The 18,300-nt window shown below is 55.8% G+C and carries 11 protein-coding genes; 1 reads left to right on the top strand and 10 read right to left on the bottom strand.

Translation table 11 applies throughout. The features are described from left to right. Positions 1 to 2 precede the first annotated feature (2 nt). The 8 genes from ACAW74_RS04520 to rbsK all read right to left on the bottom strand — a co-directional run bounded on the left by ACAW74_RS04520 (position 3) and on the right by rbsK (position 13,634). Complete coding sequence (locus tag ACAW74_RS04520; protein ID WP_370696999.1) at positions 3 to 2,840, bottom strand: SusC/RagA family TonB-linked outer membrane protein; 2,838 nt, start codon at positions 2,838 to 2,840, stop codon at positions 3 to 5. Positions 2,841 to 2,859: 19 nt separating this feature from the next. Next, on the bottom strand, positions 2,860 to 4,527 hold the full coding sequence (locus ACAW74_RS04525) for a RagB/SusD family nutrient uptake outer membrane protein (protein ID WP_370697000.1): 1,668 nt from the start codon (positions 4,525 to 4,527) through the stop codon (positions 2,860 to 2,862). A gap of 88 nt (positions 4,528 to 4,615) precedes the next feature. Further along, positions 4,616 to 8,107, bottom strand: a complete 3,492-nt coding sequence (locus ACAW74_RS04530) for a SusC/RagA family TonB-linked outer membrane protein (RefSeq protein ID WP_370697001.1) — start codon at positions 8,105 to 8,107, stop codon at positions 4,616 to 4,618. Between the two features lie 128 nt (positions 8,108 to 8,235). After that, the gene (locus tag ACAW74_RS04535; protein WP_370697002.1) at positions 8,236 to 9,207 is read right to left on the bottom strand and encodes a FecR family protein; all 972 of its coding nucleotides are present in this window, start codon (positions 9,205 to 9,207) and stop codon (positions 8,236 to 8,238) included. Between the two features lie 66 nt (positions 9,208 to 9,273). After that, positions 9,274 to 9,900 carry an RNA polymerase sigma factor gene (locus tag ACAW74_RS04540; protein ID WP_370697003.1) on the bottom strand — a complete coding sequence of 209 codons (627 nt, stop codon included), beginning with the start codon at positions 9,898 to 9,900 and terminating at the stop codon, positions 9,274 to 9,276. 84 nt (positions 9,901 to 9,984) lie between these two features. Continuing rightward, a complete protein-coding gene (locus ACAW74_RS04545) occupies positions 9,985 to 11,010 on the bottom strand; it encodes a GRP family sugar transporter (RefSeq protein ID WP_370697004.1) in 1,026 nt (341 codons plus the stop codon). A 58-nt stretch (positions 11,011 to 11,068) separates the two neighbouring features. Further along, a complete protein-coding gene (locus ACAW74_RS04550) occupies positions 11,069 to 12,637 on the bottom strand; it encodes an ADP-ribosylglycohydrolase family protein (RefSeq protein WP_370697005.1) in 1,569 nt (522 codons plus the stop codon). Positions 12,638 to 12,659: 22 nt separating this feature from the next. Further along, entirely contained in the window at positions 12,660 to 13,634 is a 975-nt protein-coding gene (gene rbsK, locus ACAW74_RS04555) for a ribokinase (protein WP_370697006.1), read from the bottom strand. A gap of 246 nt (positions 13,635 to 13,880) precedes the next feature. On the opposite strand from rbsK, the gene ACAW74_RS04560 reads away from it, so the two are divergent. Continuing rightward, positions 13,881 to 15,320 (top strand): hypothetical protein, encoded by a 1,440-nt coding sequence (locus ACAW74_RS04560; RefSeq protein ID WP_370697007.1) that lies wholly within the window; start codon positions 13,881 to 13,883, stop codon positions 15,318 to 15,320. A 32-nt stretch (positions 15,321 to 15,352) separates the two neighbouring features. Here the strand turns inward: ACAW74_RS04560 and ACAW74_RS04565 are convergent, their stop codons facing one another. Further along, positions 15,353 to 16,717 (bottom strand): choice-of-anchor Q domain-containing protein, encoded by a 1,365-nt coding sequence (locus ACAW74_RS04565; RefSeq protein ID WP_370697008.1) that lies wholly within the window; start codon positions 16,715 to 16,717, stop codon positions 15,353 to 15,355. A 43-nt stretch (positions 16,718 to 16,760) separates the two neighbouring features. Beyond that, a complete protein-coding gene (locus ACAW74_RS04570; RefSeq protein WP_370697009.1) occupies positions 16,761 to 18,281 on the bottom strand; it encodes a glycoside hydrolase family 28 protein in 1,521 nt (506 codons plus the stop codon). Between the last annotated feature and the right edge of the window lie 19 nt (positions 18,282 to 18,300).

Consider the following 18,300-nt stretch of genomic DNA (forward strand, 5'->3'; position numbering starts at 1 on the left):
CGTTACAATTGAAGTCTCAGGCCTGCGCTCACAGTACGCAGGGGTGGATAGCCACTGCCCACTTCCGGGTCTACGTAACCGTCCATCCGGTCGAGCGAAAACAGGTTGGTGCCATTGACGAACAGGCGGGCATTGTTCAGTTTTACGCGGCTAATAAGCTGGCTGGTAAAGGTGTAGCCCAGCTCCAGACTGCGCAGTTTGATGAAGCTGCCATCACGCTGCCAATAATCGGAGAACAGAAAGTTGTTCAGGTTATTCGAGGCCGACAGCCGTGGGTACGTTGCCGTAGCGGCGGTTTCGGGAGTCCAGCGGTTGAGGGCAATGGGGCCAACCTTACCGTTGTTCTGAAAGCCCTGGAAGACACTACCACCAAAATAGGTGGTGCGGCCAGTTACGCCCTGGAACAGGAAATCGAGGTCGAAGCCTTTGTACTGAAAGCGTGAGTGCAGGCCAACCGTAACCGTCGGCACCGACGTGTTCCCAATTGGGCGGGTGTCGTTCTGGTCAATGACGCCGTCGCCGTTCTGGTCTTTGTATTTCACGTCGCCGGGCTGCACGGGGGCAAAAATCTGCCGGGGGCTGGCCGCAATGTCGGCCTGATCCCGGAACAGGCCCAGCGCCTCGAGCCCAAATGGCTGCCCAATGGGCCGCCCCGTGGTGTACTGGTACTCGTAGAGCCGGATCGCTTCCGAATTATTCACGATCCGGTTCTGTGCATACCAGCCGCTCGCCTCCACCATGTATTGGAAAGCCGCCGTTGGCTTGCTGGTATACCGGAGGGTCGCCTCGAAGCCGTTGTTCGTCACTTCGCCCTGATTCAGCAACGGTAGTGCCACGCCGATGTACTGCGGCACAGTGCTGTTGGGAGCCGCCAGAATGTCGTAGCGGTTCTGGTTGAAGATATCCAGGCCAATGTTGAGCCGATTGGCCAGGGTCAACTCCAGGCCGATGTTCAGCTTTCGTTCCTTTTCCCACGATACGTCCGGGTTGTTATTGGCTTCGGCCAGGCCAAATACCTGGGTGTTGTTGGTGCCCAGATTATACGCCGCGGTGTAGGGAAAACGGGCTTCATACATGAAGCGGCTGCCGCCAATCTGATCGTTCCCGGAGAGGCCGTATGATGCCCTCAGTTTCAGGTACGTTATCAGCCTGCTATTTTTCAGAAAGTCTTCGTTCGACGCGATCCAGCCCACCGATGCCGCCGGGAAGAAGCCGAACCGGTTCGTTTTCGGAAACGCCTCCGACCCCATATAACCAAATGAAAACTCGCCAATATACCGGCTATCGTTGGTGTAGGTGAGCCGCCCACCAACGCCCAGGTGTTTGTAGGGCAGGCTTTCGACGGCGGAGGTGGCGTTGTCAGTATTGGTGTAGCTGTCTGAATTGTACATCAGCATAGCTGAGATACCGTGCCTGCCCACCGTTTTATCGTAGTTCAGGAACCCCTGGAACACCACGTTCCGATACTGATCTGACTCGGTTTCGTTACCAACCAGCGAGGTGTTCTGGCCAAAGCGCGTATAAACAGTGTCGCCCGCAAGGCCTTTACTGATCGAGAACCGCTCGTACGTCTTTGTTTTGTTGGAGAAGCTTCGGAAGAAGTTGTTGAACGAGGCCGCTACCGAGGCCGTCAGCCCCGACGTGATGAAATCCAGTTGCTCGGTGAAGCGGAGGGTCGTCTGTAGGGTGCGGCCGTTCGAGGTGTACTGACCGGTTTGCAGCAGATTGGCCAGGGGGTTGGCCAGCGCACTGGTTCCGCCAAACGTGCCGTTGGCGTTGTAAACAGGAAACGCATTGGGTGGCAACGTTTGCAGTGCGTTAAACACATCGCCCGTGGTTGTGCCAGCCGGGTTACTCTTGTCTTCGACCGACCCGCCCAATGTCAGGGAAGCCGACAGTCGTTTGGTCAGGTTGATGTCGACGTTGGACCGGAAGTTGAAGCGGGAATAAGTGGAGTTGATGCTTTCGTCGGCCAGATCACCCGCGTTGATTAGTAGGCCATTGCTCGTTATGGCGTTCAGCATCACAAAATACCGGACGCTGCTGTTACCCCCTTTGAAGTTCAGGTTGTAGTTGGCGATCGGGGCTGTTTTCTTCAGTACCTGATCATACCAGTTTACGTTTGGGCGGAAATAGGGGTCGCTACCCGTGCGATAGGCCTCCAGGTCCGCTTCGGTGTATAGGGGCGCTTTCCCGTCGTTCCGGAGCCCTTCATTATAGAGGCGGGCATAGTCGTAGGAACCCAGAAACTGCGGCAAACGGGCAGCCGTATGAAACCCCTGCTGTGTGCTGAACTTAACAACCAGCGGGCTGTCTGCCCCCCGTTTGGTTGTGATCAGCAACACACCATTGGCCCCACGCAGGCCATAAATGGCGGTGGCCGACGCGTCTTTCAGCAACGATACCGATTCGATCTCATCCGGCACCAGTTGTTCATACGAGCTTTCGTAACCATCGACCATAATAAGCAGACCCCGGCCTGGCCCAAAGGTGTTGATCCCCCGCGCCAGCAGCCCGGGCGAATCATTGCCCGGCTCGCCCCCGCTCTGCATAACGGTCAGGCCGGGTATACGCCCGAACAGCGTATTGCCCAGATTGGTGGTAAAGTTCTTGCGGAGTTCGTCACCCGAAACGGTCGAGAGGGCACTGGTGACCTGCCAGGCGGGTTGTAGTCCGTATGCGATGGGTCGGGGGGCACTCCGGTTCAGGTCGTTGTCAGACCTGACGGGTATTGCCTTCATCAGCGAGTCGCGGGTGGTGGTTTGCCCCTGTGCGGTTTGGCCAAAACCAAGCCCCAGCAGCGCGAGCAAACCGATTGTGTAGACGTTCTTGGCGTTCATAAGCGCGATAAAATGGGAGTTACCAACCCGGATTCTGGACGAGCGCGCCCTTGAATACCTCGTTGTTAAAGAATGGATGCAGGTACATACGGCGGGCAAACGTGCGGGTTTCCTTTACGTAGGGTTCGTAGCGAAACTCGGTCGTGCTATTTGGGAGTTTGTAGATGCGCATACCATACAGCTTGCCCTGCATGACGCCCTCTTCTTCGGCAATCATCCAGCGGCGAATGTCCCAGAGGCGATGGTCTTCAAATGACAGTTCGATGGCACGTTCATTGCGAACACGGTCTCTGAACTGCTCTTTAGTCAGGTTGGTCGGTAGCTTGGGCATACCTGACCGCTGCCGGATGGTGTTCACGGCATCATGAGCAGCCGGTACCGGCCCCTGCGCTTCGTTCAGCGCCTCGGCGTAGTTCAGGTAGGCTTCGGCTACCCGGAAAACGATGGCGTTTGGCACGGCACCGCTCGTCGACGACAGCACTTCAGGAATCAGTTTTCGCATCCAGGTGCCGCCCCAGCAGAAGGCTGCGTTCCGACCTCCCTGGAAGGTTTCGAGCACCGGGTAGTCGCGGTTCCAGAACGAGCCGTTGTAGCCAACGGTCTGCGCAAAACGGGGGTCCAGTTCCGAGTACTTCTTCATCAGGTCGGTGCCGCCCGTCTCCAGATTCCAGGTCTGCGGCGTGCCGTCTTTCTTTTCGTACTTCCGCACGAAATTGTGCATCACCGATACGCCGCCCCAGGAGTTACCGGCAATCACCGCTGCCTGCGTGCCATACCACGGAAACTGGGTACGTGCGCGGCTCCCGTAGGCTTTCTCGGCCAGAACGATCTCTGCATTATCGTTTTGCTCCCACACGAATTTGTAATTCTTGTCGACGCCCTTGTCGGTAACGAGCGCGAAGTTGCCTCCCGGTGCCAGCTCGATAGCCGCTTTGGCGGCATCGGCTGCCTTTTGCCAGCGTGCATTGTCCTGATTGCCGTAGCAGATCAGTTTGTTGTTGTCGCCCAGGCTCATGTAGGGCGTAGCCGTGTTGAACAGGGGGCTGGCGGCATACAGCAGGGTACGGGCTTTCAGCATCTGAGCCGCCGTTTTGGTAGCCCGCCCCCGGAAGGTGGATGGGTACGTTGCCGGCAGCAGCGTTACGGCCTCATCACAGTCTTTCACAATGAAATTGACCACTTCTTCTACCGTGTTGCGAGGCACTTTCAGGTCGTCGGTCAACTGTTGGCGCTTGTCGATGATGGGAACACCGCCGTAGCGTTTGAGCATCTCCGAGTAGTTCAGTGCCCGGATAAACCTAACCTCGCCGATCACCTGATTTTTGTACGTTTCGTCGAGCCCGGGTACGTCGTTGAGGCGCTCCATGATGATGTTGCAGTTGCGGATGGCCGTCCAGCGAATCCAGTAGCGGTAATCTTCGCGCCCAACGGGGTTATCGTTGGCCGTGATGTTGGCGTCGTTCCAGTTTTCGGTATGGAAAAAGTTCACCTCGGCCTCGGCCTCGTCGGTTGCCGCCGCGTTGATGGTGAACGTCCGGGAAGCCGGGGCGGGAATCAGCGCGGCGTCGTTGTACGTAAAAATCGAATGGATACCGATCCGGTACGTACCGGTGATAAAGGTCTCCAACTGCACCCGCGATGAAAATATGGTATTCTCGTTGACATCCACACCCGGGGCTTTATCCAAAAACTCGCTAAAACTTTTGTCACAGGCCGTGGCAACCAAACACAGGACACCACAAACAACAGCCCTGATTATCGTTCTCATAGTGGGTTTAGAATTTAAGGTTAAGCCCGACGTTGATGGTGCGGGTAAGCGGATACGGCTCTTCGTTGGTGATGCCCGTTGGCAGTTCAGGATCAACGCCGGGAAACACCGAGCTCCAGGTGAGCAGGTTGTTCGAATTGACATACAAACGGGTGGCACTCAGACCAATGCGCCCCAGAAATGCTTTGGGGAGGTTGTAGCCAACTTCGACGTTTTTCAGGCGTACGTAACTGGCGTCGCGTATCCAGTACGATGAGTTTACGTAATTGTGGGTGTAGGTGGTCGTTGTAGAAAAGCGCGGAAAATCAATGGGTAGCCCCTGTTCGTACCGCTCTGGCGTCCAGCTGTTGATGAGGTAATCGACCGCGCCTCGATCTTCAAAGAAGCCCCGGTTCTGCGTGCGGTTGTAGCCGATCGAGACGTTGGTTGCCCCCTGGAACAGGACGGAAAAGTCGATACCCCCGTAGTTACCGCCAAACGATAGACCGAAGATTTTCTCGGGGAAGTTGGAGTAGCCGATGGGCACCTCATCATCGGCGTTGATGACGCCATCGCCATTGATGTCTTTGTAGCGGATATCGCCGGGCTGAATCCGGTTGTTGTTGTAGATCGAAACGGGCCGGTTGGCGTCGTTCACTTCGGCCCAGGTGTTATACAACCCGTCGGCGACCAGACCATAAAACTGACCAAATCGCTGACCGGTACGGTATTGGTAGGCGAACGGACGGGGAATTTCGTCCTGAAACTCAATTTTGTTTCGGGCGAAGGTGTAGTTGGCTTTGACCCAGAAATTAAGTTTGCCGACCTGATCGTTGTAGGTCACGTCGCCGTCGAAGCCTCTGTTGTTCATCCGGCCCAGGTTATAGGCCGGCAGGTTGGCTCCCACCGTGATAGGCACGGTGCCCAGGTTGGCCAGGATGTTGTCGCGCTGTTTGTTGAAGTAATCGGCGGTTACCCGAATCTTGTTCTTCCAGAACGCAACTTCAACGCCCAGGTTTCGCTCGATGGCCCGCTCCCAGGTTACGTTGGGGTTGCCGAGCTTGCCCTCAACAGACCGCGTGTAGCCCGTTTGGGTGCTGCCAACCTCGCCAAAGAAATAGCCATTGGTGGCTGAGGTATAAGCCGACGGGCGATACAGAAACCGGTCGTTCCCGATCTTGTCGTTCCCGGTTTCGCCATACGACCCCCGAAACTTCAGGTACGTCAGCACGTCATTTTTAGGAAAAAACGATTCGTCGGAGGCTACCCACCCCAGCGAGTAGGCGGGAAAAAAGCCGAAACGCTGGCCCACGTCGAAGTTTTCGGTGCCGTTATAGCCAAAGGTGAATTCGGCCAGGTAGCGCCCTTTGTAGCCGTAGGTGGTGCGGCCGACCACGCCCTGATAGCCGTTGGGCACCAGAAAGGCCAGCGTCGGATCGAAGTATTTGGTCTGGTTATAGTTGACCAGCGCCGTCACGTAGTGCTCGCCAAAAGCCCGCTTGTAATCGATGCCGAATTCGGCGTAGGTACGTCGGTTTTTGCCGATCGTCTGCGCAAAATTAAACGGCTGCTCTATATTCGACGGAACGTAGTTGATGGTGCCGTTGGGCAACCGAATGGCATTGTAGGTGATCAGCGGGCGATTGTTGACCAGCGTCTCGGTGTTGTTGTTCTGGTAGTTGACCAAGCCGTGCATCATCAGCCCTTCGGTGATGAAGTCAAGGGTGTAGTCGAGCCGAACCGAGCCTTGCAGGAAGTTTCTGAACTGCCGGTTATACCCCTGGCTAAACATATCGGCCACCGGGTTGCTCACCGTTCCGAGGCCAACCAGATTGACCAGCTTGCCATCGACAAACCCCGGCGACGAGAGTGGGTTTGCCCGAGAGATACCCTCGATGATCCGAACGGTAGGCCAGTTTGAGCCACTCAGGTTTTCGGTCTGGGACGCCAGATCGATCGACGCTTTCAGCCGTTTGGTAATCTCAAAATCGAAATTCGACCGGAAGTTGTAGCGCGTGTATTTCCGGTTGGCATCGAATTCTTTAATCAGGTCTGTATTGTTGAACTGCCCCCCCTGACTAAAAAACCCGGCCGACACGAAGTAGCGGACTTTCTCGGTCCCGCCGTTGATACTGACGTTGTGCTGTGTTTGCAGCGCCTGGGGTTTCAGCACCAGCGAGTACCAGTCCATATTGGGGTAGAAGATGGGATCTTCACCCGATTTGTATTTGGCAATATCGGCCTCGGAAAACTTGGGGGTAAACCCTCCTGAGATGTAGCTATCTGCCCGTTGACCTTCGTTGTAGGAACGGGCATAATCGTAGCTACTCATGCCCTTCCGCAGGTTGGTGAAGCTGGTTACAGCCAGGTTGCCCGTATAGCTCAGTTGGGGTTTCCCCACTTTGCCGCGTTTGGTCGTGATGAGCACTACGCCATTGGCCCCGCGTATCCCGTAAATAGCCGTTGCCGATGCATCTTTCAGGATCGTCAGGTTTTCGATCTCGTTGGGGTCGATGTTGTTGTAGTTGTTAACCTCCACACCGTTGACCAGAATGAGCGGGTCGGCCGCACCCGAAAACGTGCTAACGCCCCGGATACGCAGCGTCGACTGGTCGTTGCCCGGCTCACCGCTTCCCTGAACGGCGAAAAGCCCCGGCATTCGCCCCACGAGCGAGTTACTGATGTTGGCCACCGGCGACTGTAGCAGTTCTTTGGTATTGACTGACGAAATAGCGCCCGTTACGGTGGCTTTTTTCTGGGTGCCGAACCCCACCACAACCACCTCGTTCAGCTGGTTCATGTCGGCTTTCAGAGTGATGTTCAGCTGCGAGCGATTTCCGACGGTAACCTCCTGTTTTTCAAACCCGACGAAGCTAAACACGAGTATGGCACCCGCATCGGGCACCGTAATCGAGTACTCGCCTTTGGCATCAGTGTTGGTCCCTCTCACGGCCCCTTTCAAGACAATGCTCACGCCGGGTACCGGCTCGCCTTTCTCCGAGTCGATCACCTTGCCTTTTATCACGATGTCGGCTACCCGATTGATCTGCGGGGCGGGCGGCACATCAGCCCGGGCCTGAAGGGCCATCGGTCCCCACAGTTGGGGCGTCTCGGGGCCCGGGCGCGGGGTGCTGTCTGTTGGCTTCAGGTCACCGGCTTCAAACGAAACCTTGGGGCTTTTGCGGGGCAGGATGGTGTAGTCGCCGCCTTTAAGTTTTTTGAACCGAAGATTGGCGGGGGTCAGTATCCGCTCAAGAACCTGCTCCAGTTTGTCGGTTTCGTTGATCGTTCCCGAAAACGTTTTATGCTCTAGTAGCTCTTTCTGGTAAACGAAACTGGTTTTGTGAATCAGTTCCAGCTTTTTGAGCAGCACCATTAGACTCGTACCAGTATCCTGCCCTTTTACACCGTCCCCTGACTGCCTGATCGAGGCTAGTGTCACTTGAGCCGCGGCATCCGGCATTCCGCTGAAACAGGCCAACCCGACTACTGTAGTATAAAAAAGGATATGTCGTTTCATAGCTAAACGGGAAACGTGTGATTGACTAGGCTGTAATTGGTAGTCAAACAGACGGGGTTGGCCCTTTTCCCGTTTTTTCTATGATTATTTCTAGTTAATTTTTAAGTCATCCAGCGGTCTATCGCTGGTTAGTCAAATAGGTACGTATCGCCCGTTTTTTTGACATCGGCCTCCAGAATGATCGCCAGATTTTCGATGCAATCGTCGGCCACTTTTGTGCGCAGCTTACCGCTGAGCTTCTTGCTGGCTAACCGCTCATCGTTCAGCGTGATGGTAACCCCGAAGGTATCTTCCAACGTGCTGATGATCTCGGGCAAGCTTTTGCCATCCAGTACGAGATAGGCATCTCGCCAGGCTTCGTAGGACTCGGGCTCTACTTTTTTGAGTTGAATCTGTCGGCTCTCGGGCAATACGGTCGCCATGTCGCCGGGTTTCATCACCACGGCGGGCTGATGAGCGGTGGTGAGCTGCACCTTGCCTTCGTGCAAAACGACCCTGGTTTGCTCGCGTCGGGTGTTCACATTGAACTCCGTGCCCAGCACTTCCACAGCCGCATCGGCCGTGTGCACGATAAACTTGGCCCCCTTGCGCTTTGCAATGCTGAAGTAGGCTTCGCCGGTGAGCCACACTTCCCGAACAGCCGCGTCGGCGAGGCCATCCCCTTCCCTGAGCGAGGAATTGGCATTGAGCGTAACCGTCGAACCATCGGCCAGTTTAATTTCCTCGGTCTCACCGTAGGCTGTCTGGTGGGTTGGCTTGGCCAGGTACGTCCACCAGCCAATGCTGGCTAAGGTGACCACCACCATGGCCGCCGCCAGCCAGACCGGCCGCCGATACCACTGAACCACGCGGACGGGTTGAGCGATGTCGGCCCAGATACGCTGTTTCAACCGCGCCAAATCGAGTTCAGACGGTTCTATTTCCTGAAATTGAAGCGATTTTACGAAATCGATTGCCTGTTGAACCGTATCGCGCTTATGCGGATAATCAGCCATAAACGCCTGCCAGAACTGATTCGATTCAGCGGTTGGGTTTATTACCCATTGAATGAAGTATGGATCTTTGCAGAAATCGTCAACAGTAAACGTGGCGTATGGCATTGTGCAGGCATCAGGGTGGTACTCGTTAAACGCGGCCTAAATTATTTTTTCCCGTCTTTCGAGCAATTAATTATTTGCGAAGTAACCAGCCAGCAGGCTGGTCAGCCCTACTAATGCTCCTTTGAGTTGCAAGGCCTGTTGTATCATGGCCCGCAACGCCGTCAGAGCAACGTTTACCGTATTATACACACTCTTCAGGGTAATACCCATCACCTCGGCTGCCTGCTGGTAGCTCAACTCCTTCATATATACCAGGTACAGAATCTCTTTCTGGCGTTTAGGAAGTTTATTCAACTCGTCGATCAGAATTCGTTTTTGATGGTCGATCAGTTCCTCCGCAACCAGGGTCGCTTCATAAGGCGGGATCATGAACTGGGCATTATCGAACAGGTAATCGGCCGAGTCGAGCTTATTGAGCCGGCCAACCGTGTCCAGTAGCCGCCGACGCAGGGCTCGGAAGAGGTAAAAGCGGATGTTGTCGGTCGGGCCCAGCCGCTGATGATTGTCGTGCAGGTGCAGAAACAATTCATGCAGACAGTCTTCCACTAGCGGCCTGTTGCGGACCAGGTTGTAGCCGTAGCGATAGAGGTCGGCCGCAAACAGGTCATACAACTGGGCAAACGCGGCCTGATCGCCGTCACGAAAGGCATTCCAGAGCTGTCTGTGTTGAGCGGTGGTGAGTAACGAAGCCATGCATGGGTTAGTCTGAACGAGGGTAAAGGCGCGGGTTTGTTACGGTCGTCTACGGGCCGTTTTCCAAATGACGGTCAGGCCGTATCAGCGCGCCACAATCAGCAGGCCGATACCGATGATATAACAGAGCAACATACCGTTCAGCAACGTACCTACGCCTTTGGGTGCCGCGGCACGGGCCGCCCCGCCGAACTCTTTCCAAACATAAATGCCCCAAATGGCTGCTACCACCGTTGCGCCCTGACCAAGCCCGTAACTGATGGCCGGACCCGCTTTGTCGGAAGCCAGAATGCTGAACGACATGCCCAGACACCAGATCATACCGCCCAGAACGCCCGTCAGGTGATCGCGGCCGCTACCCCGGAAATAGTCGGTATAACTCACCGGCGTACCCACGAATGGGCGGCGCATCAGCAGGGTATTGAACAGCAGATTACTGATCAGAATACCCAACGCGAAAAAGACCACCGCCGTGTACGGGCTGAGTTTACCCGGCTCAGGTACGTCGAAATTCGGAAACATGGCCTGCGCAACGTACCCGTAGAACAAACCCATCAGGCAGCCCGCCACCACCGACAACAGCAAGCCCTTGGTCGATAAGCCGGTCCCGGTCGTCGAGTGGCTGGTCGCGGCCGTTCGGCGGTAGGCAAAGGCATTGAGCAGAATAGCCAGTACAATCAGGGCCATACCACCAAACAGCAGGCCAGCGTTGCCGACGGGTGCGTTGAGGTAGTTGACTATCACACCAATGACCAGTGCCAGCCCGATTCCTACCGGAAACGCAACCGACATACCGGCAATGGCGATGGCGGCAACCAGCAGGATATTGGCGGCGTTAAACAATACCCCGCCCCAGATGGCCGAGCCGATATTGGCCGGGCTGGCCTGTTGCAGATCGGCAACGAAAGAGCGCCCCCCTTCCCCAATACTGCCCAGCGTAAAAGCCGAGACCAGTGCCAGCGCCACGATGCCCAGCACATAATCCCAATAAAACAGCTCGAAACGCCAGCTGCCCGCGGCCAGTTTCTGGGTGTTGGCCCACGACCCCCAGCAGAGCATCGTTACGATACAAAAAAGCACGGCGGTGCTGTATGACTCAATGATAAACATGGAGAGGATGATATAGTACGAATGATAGGTCCGCCGCTGCGGTACCCATTTTCAACGGTCAATACTTGGCCAGAATGGGCTTATCACCGAACACGAACAGCGTTCGGATACGGACGGGATAATCCTGATCCGGATTCAGCAATTTCACCCTGAGCGTATGCTTCCCCGGTGCCAGTTGGTACTTCCAGGCCATATCGTAGCGGCGGCGGGTGAAGCTGGCTGGCAACCTGGCCGTTTCGATCTTTTTGTCGTCTACATACACGTCCAGCTCACCCGAGTAAGTACTCTCGTAGTCGTACTGCCCGCTTCCGGCTTTTGGACGTGCCTCACCGCTAAGAATGAACCCGATGCCCTCAAACGTGGTGGTGTATTCAGTTGTCAGGTCTTTGTTGACCGCCCTTTTTTCGGTTGGGAAGTGGCCGGTGAAATTCTGTTCGAGGCGAACGGCTTTGGGCGTCTGTACCGCAATGGTCACGTTGTTGCCGTTCACCTTACCGCCATTGCGCTCAACCACCTGGAGGGCGTGCTTCAACCCGATCCCATACACATCATTGAGCGACATGGTCGTGTATTTGAAGTCGATATCCTCTGCTTCAGCCAGGCCCTGTTTCCAGTAGGCCGGTATCTTGTCGTAGCCGAGCATCGTGCCCAGAATGCCACCCGCCGATGAGGGATTACAGTCTGAATCCTGTCCGGCGCGGGTGCTGATCTGCATCGTTTTGGTGTAGTCGCCCTGTCCGTAGAGCAGACCGAGCACGATGTACGCCGAGTTGATTTTGGCGTCGATGTTGTAGGGGGCAAACACACCGTCGGGGCACCCCACCTCATCGGCCCATTTGCGCTGAATTTCCAGCCAGGTACGTTTCCAGTCCGTCGGGTACAGGTCGTGCCACCTGATAACGTCGGCAATGCACTGGTAAAAAGTACTCTTCGCCGGAATGGCCTTCAGGCCCTCGCGCACCACGTAGTTGACATCGTTGGACACGAACGCCAGCGAGTACATAGCCCCCACGTAGACGCCACCGTACCAGCCATCGCCCGAGTTCATGATGTGGCCGATCGGATCGCCAATCTGAATGGCGGTATTCGGCATACCGGGTGCCATCAGGCCCGAGAAATCTGCCTCGATCTGAAAATCGATATCGTCGGCGTGGGGGTTGTTGAGCCAGTGGCCCGATTCGGGCGCTTTCAGGCCGTTCAGGATATTGTACCGCCCCACCTGATTGGCGTGCCAGAGCATATAGCCCGCATTGGCAAAGGCGTTGGCGTGTTCACTAACGGGCGCGTCGAGGCCTTTTTTCTCGAACACATCCACAAACGTCAGGTCCATGTACAAGTCATCATACAGCCCCGGATTGTCGAGCATCGTTTTCTTGATGTAGCCGTCATACCAGGGAATGGGCTGGTAATCGTTCATCATGGTCCCGTTGAACTTAAATTCGGTTGGGCCGCCAAAGGTGCAGCCAATCAACTGCCCTGCCCAGCCCCCTTTGATTTTATCCTGCAAGGCGGCTTTCGTCAATGTGATGGTGGCCGGCACCCCGGTGGGTGCTTTTTTAGGCTTCGGTGCTGGTTCAAAGGCCAGTAGTGTGAGCAACGGCAAAAGAAAAATGTATCGGATATGCATGATAATCAGGGTTTATGACGGATTAAGCGGTCAGTAAAGGCAGTTCGTCAACTTCATGTCGGTGCGGTAGTGAGGCCTGGGCTCCCATTCGGGTTACGGAGATCGACGCCGCTTTGCAGGCAAACGATACGGCATCGAACAGGCTGCGTCCTTCGGCCAGGGCCACGGCCACCGCCCCGTTGAAACAGTCGCCCGCCGCCGTGGTATCTACCGCCGTTACGGGTGGGGCAGCAACCAGCACCGGAGCCAAGTTGCCCGACGAATCAGACACGTAGGCACCGCGCGAACCAAGTGTGATCACCACCTTCGGCACCCCCGCTTCGTGCAATTGCTCAGCGGCTTGCCGGGCGGTGGGCTCGTCGGTAACGCGGATACCAGTCAACAGCTCGGCTTCGGTTTCGTTGGGCGTGATCACATACAGGCAAGCCAGCATGGATGGGTCGAGCACCTGGGCCGGGGCGGGGTTCAGTACAACGCGCATACCCCGGGCGTGGCTTTCGCGAACCGCGTGCTCGACGGTGGCGATGGGCGTTTCCAGTTGAAGCAAAATGACGGTGTTGGCCGTGTCGGTGATCGAAGCAAGCGCCATCGATACCTGTTCCCGGCCCAGTTTAGCGTTGGCCCCCGATGCCACCATGATGCAGTTTTCGCCCCGGCTATCGACGCCGATCAGCGCCACGCCCGACGGTTCATCGGCGTCGGTTGTGATGAAATCGCCCAGAATACCTTCCCGCTCAACTTGTTGGAGCGCCTGCCGACCAAAAACATCGTTGCCTACATTGGCGACAAACGTCACGGATGTAGGCGGTGTAAAGGCCCCCTCGGCTACACCTGTCGTTGCCAGCCGGGCCGCAGCCACTGCCTGATTAGCCCCTTTCCCACCGGGATTCATCAGGAACGTACCTCCAATGACCGTTTCGCCGGGGGCGGGCAGTTTATCGGCCTTGATGACCATATCGGTATTGGAACTACCGATCACACAAACAGAAGAAGGCATATGTCGATAACACTATGTAGTTGAACAAACCTATGGAAAAATTGCATCCAGCAAAGCCTAATTTTTGAGCTAGCAGCTATTGCTAAACATGACGCTTACAGTAGAAAAATGACATTATGAACTGTTTAACGCACTTGTTTGCTACTTCTTCGCTATTCCTACGTGACAATCGACATACTTCACCAGTTAGTGCAATCGCTGACTAAATCCGAGAAACGCTACTGCCGGTTACAGGCCGGGCCAGACATGTCCCGAGGATTCCTGCGCCTCTTCGATTGCCTGCTACGCCACGATACACCCAATGACGACTTGACCGCTGACCTGGCCCGGGAGTTTCCCGGCGCTACGCTCGAACCCGCCCGGAAATATCTCTATCGGGTGGTGATGCAAAGTCTGCGGCAGTTTGAGCAGGAAAAACGCATCGATGTACGCATCGGTCAGCTCCTGCACGACAGTCAGATCCTGTACGAACGGGGGCTTGTTCAGTTCAGTCAGGAGCAGTTGGAAAAAGCTCGCCTCCTGGCCGAACAGCACGAACGGGGACTTTACGCAGTACTGGCCGCCCGTCAACAGGTTGAGCAGTGGGTACGTTGGCAGTTCGATGGAATCGACGAAGCCACGTTGGCAAAGCAACACGCCCTGATTCGCCAGCAAACGGAACGTACCCAGACGGCTCTGAACCATGCCGCCCTGTACGAAACGCTGCTGTTACGCTACCGAACCCACGGCGTGGTGGGCGGCCCTACCGACACCCTTCGGCTAAACGACCTGCTGCTGGAAGAATACCAGTTGCTAAACCGACACCGCACGAGTGGCTCTGCACCGACCCGGTCGAACGTGACCCGGTCGAGCGCGACCCGGTCGTTTGCCATGCAGCAACAGCACCTTCATTTCCAGTCGGCCTACTTCCGGATGACTGGCGACGGGGCGGGTAGCCTGCGCGTTTACCGGGAGCTGGACCAGCTCTTTCAGAACAACCCCACGCTATGGGCCGAGCAGCCACTCTATTACGTGCAACTGCTGGAAGGTATTCTGGCCGATTTGCGGGTGCTGGAACGGTATACCGACATGCCTTTTTTCATTGATCGCCTTCGGCTCATCGACACCCCGGTTCAGGGCCTGAACCGCACGGTGCCGTATCTGGTCCTGTATTACTCCCTACTGCTTACCGTCGATCAACGCCGCTTTGCTGATGCCGCCATGCTGCTGGATACGTACCTGACCAATCCCCAAACGGCCAACCCACTTGCCTTTGAGCGTGGGCTGGCCCAGTTGGCTTTGCCCACCCGCACTGAGTTTGATTTGCTGCTGGTGCGGCTTTCTATTGGCCTCGATCGCCTATCGGCAGGCCTACAGCGGCTCAACAGCGTCCTCGACCGGCCGACCCGGTCGCTTCCGGGTACGTTATATACCCAAAGCCGGCTGCTGAATCTGCTCGTACACGCCCGACTAGGCAACGCCGATTACCTGGGATACGCCATCCGTTCCGTTGATCGAAAGCTGACCATCAACCGAGCGTTATCAGCGGGAGAGCAGTTGACGATCTCGCTGCTTCGCCAATGGCTCAAAGGCAGGTTACGAACCAGTGCTTTCGAGCAGATCGACACGTTCACCGGCAACCCGGCCGATCAGCAGCTGCTGCGTAACCTGGACCTCCGTCTCTGGGCTGAGGCCATGCTCAGGTAGCCGTAATGCCCGATCAGCCCCTACGCAATAGGCTACTGCTCAAAAGCTCCCCGGTCTACTCCGGCCCCTTTCGGGCGATTCTTGCCCAGAATATCCGTTGGCTGGGCAACGTCAGCAGAGCCGGAGTTGATAGCGCGGCTGCCTTTCGCCAGTCTGAAATTTCCTTTCGTCGGGTCGAACTGCGCATCAATAAAGCCGGGATCAGCCACAATATCGTTTGGCCCAACAAAAACGGTCTGCGCGGTCGGATACACGTTGTAATTCCAACGAATATTTGTGTTCCGGTTGTTGGAGGTTACCTGCCCGCCGGGGCGCGGTACAATGACGTTGTTCAGAATCACAATATCATCCGACCGATTGGGAAATAACTCCTGGTAGCCCACAATTCCCCCGTTCCAGTAGGTCGTGTTGTTAATGATATCGACGTGCCGAGTGCGAAACGTATGAATGCCCGACCCACCATTGTAACAGCTTACATTGTTGGCGATCAGGGCGCGGCCGTTCCACTCTGGGCGTTTGGGCTTGGTGGTGGCGGCAGGTGTTGTCGTGGTTTGACTACCCGCCGGCGAAATCACAGCGTCGGCGTTCGGGTTGGTTGCGCCCTGCCCTTCCTGATCCGTTACATCGAGCAGGATGCCATTGCCATCGCTGAGCTTCCCGATTTTCTCCCAGGCAACCAGCGTTTTGTTGTTCCAGACGAAATTGCGTTGAATGATGATGTGATAACCCGGTGCATCGTCGTAAGCCCAGTTGTTGAGCGTGGTAATCCCCGACCCACCGTAGCGCATGAACCAGGCGTTATCGTATACTCTGCAATCCTCAACCGTCAGGTAATCCATTTCTATACCAACAATGCCGCCACCCGCACATTTGGCCACCACGCAATGGCGAACGATGAGGTGGTGCGGTTTCTGATCGGGTTTGTTGGTACGCCCGTTGAAGAAGATTCCGTTGGTGTTGAAATAGGGGTCGGGCGTTGGTTTCTTGCCATCTTCCTGCGCTTTCAGTAGCACAATCGAATCGTTGTTACCGATCACGCTCAGGCCGTCGATGATGGTATAGGAGCCCAAAATCTGGATACCACACCACCCCACGGGCCGCACCTCGGGGTGCTCGCCCGGCCGGGCTTTCCAGGTGATCCAGGCGGCCGGCGTACCCGAGCGGGTAATGTTCAGTACGGCGCTGCCATTGCCTTTGTCGGCATTGGTGTAGGTGCCGTTGCCTACCAGTACCACGTCGCCGGGTTGCACCAGATCGGCGGCTTTCTGTAAACTACGAAAGGCTGTTTGCGGGGTTTTACCATCGTTGGCATCGTCACCGGTACCGGAAACATGCCAGGTGGTAGCCGATACAAAATGACTGATAAGGAATAGGCCGAGCAAAAGAGCTTGTTTCATAAACGATTAGATTGGTTATTCTTGTTGAGGACACCAGCATGAATCAGTTGGGGATCACGTCAATCTGCTGGCTATTCTTCTGCACAAAAAGGGCCTCGCTTTTCTCCAGCTTCCTGTTGTTGATAGACACAGCGCGGAGCGTCATGCCAGCTACATCGTCGATGTATAGCGCGGGGCGGGCATCAGGCTGTTGGTGTGTAACCGACACCTCGTCGAGAACGAGTCCGCTGACGTGCCGGACGTAAAATGCACTGGCAGGAAGCGCCAGGCCAAATGTCAGGCGGTTCTCGGGATAGCCTTTTGTGCTTTCGGGAATAACAGCGGGGATGGTTTTGAGCGAATCGGCCGGAAACCCAATCGGGACCGTTATCCGAATGTTCGATAACCGGATATCTTCGGCCGGGCTTTCCTCCAGACCGGCAATAATCGACGGAATCGTACTTCGGGTTTCAGCCCGGATATTCCGGATGCTGATGTGCCGCATGACCGACGGTTTCTGCTCTGGATTCAGGAAGCGCTTTCCAACCCGGATAAACAGCGGGCTTAACACATCGGTCATCACGATGTCGGAGATGTTTATATTCTCCACGGTGCCGCCGTCGACCCCCAGAATGACGATGCCGCAGTTGACACTCGTTTCGGCGGGCTTGTACACGATGTTCGGGGGCATGGCCCAGTGTCGATAGCCGTTTACGTCGCTTTTCCTGATGATACAGTTACTGACCGTAATATTCCGAAAACCAGTTCGTGATCCCGTCCCGAATTTGATACCGTTGCAGATGCTCGACAGCACGCAGTTGGTAACCGTAATGTTCTCGCAGAACTTCGCCAGGTATTCGCTTTTAAAGCACAGGGCGTCGTCTTCGGAGTCGATGATGGAATTGGCGATGATGACATCTTTCCCGTCGATATCGAGCCCGTCGCAGTTCCAATTCACCCAGCTATGGAGGTATATCCTGTTGATTGTTACCCGTTCACACCCTGATATGGAAACGGTGATCTGGGCCGAATTAAGAATCCGAATACCGTCCAGCAACACATCCTGACAACCGATAAAGAAGATGTTTTTGGGCTTGCCATCTTTGTTCAGCCCCAGTTGAAACGCTTTACCATCGCCCGGGCCGCGTAACGTACCCAGCCCAATGAGGCCGGTGTGCGTTGCCTTGTCGGCAATAACCAGGGCTTTCATATGGCTCAGGTACAACCCATTATGGGTGATTGTACCGAATTTCCTGGCGGCCAGAATGTCGTGCTCGGGGTAGTCGGCGAGGTTGTAACTACCCTGCAACACCGAGCCGGGCATCAGGTGCAGGTAGACGTTCGACTTCAGGAAAATGGTGCCCGTGTAGAACGTACCTGCCGGCACAATGACCTCCCCTCCACCCCTGCTGTGGCAGTTGTCGATGGCGGCCTGAATCGCTTTTGTGTTGAGAAACGTGCCAGCTGATTTGGCCCCGAAGTCGCGTATGTTGTATGACTGCCCCGAAACCGATGCGGCCGTCGGCAAGAGGCAGAGAAAGACAAGGAGCGATTTCAGGTTCATGGTCAGCAGCGGGCACGTCATACCTGTTAAACGGGCCTGC

Origin of the sequence: Fibrella musci, from assembly GCF_041321105.1 — a bacterium.
GTDB classification, from domain to species: Bacteria; Bacteroidota; Bacteroidia; order Cytophagales; family Spirosomataceae; genus Fibrella; species Fibrella musci.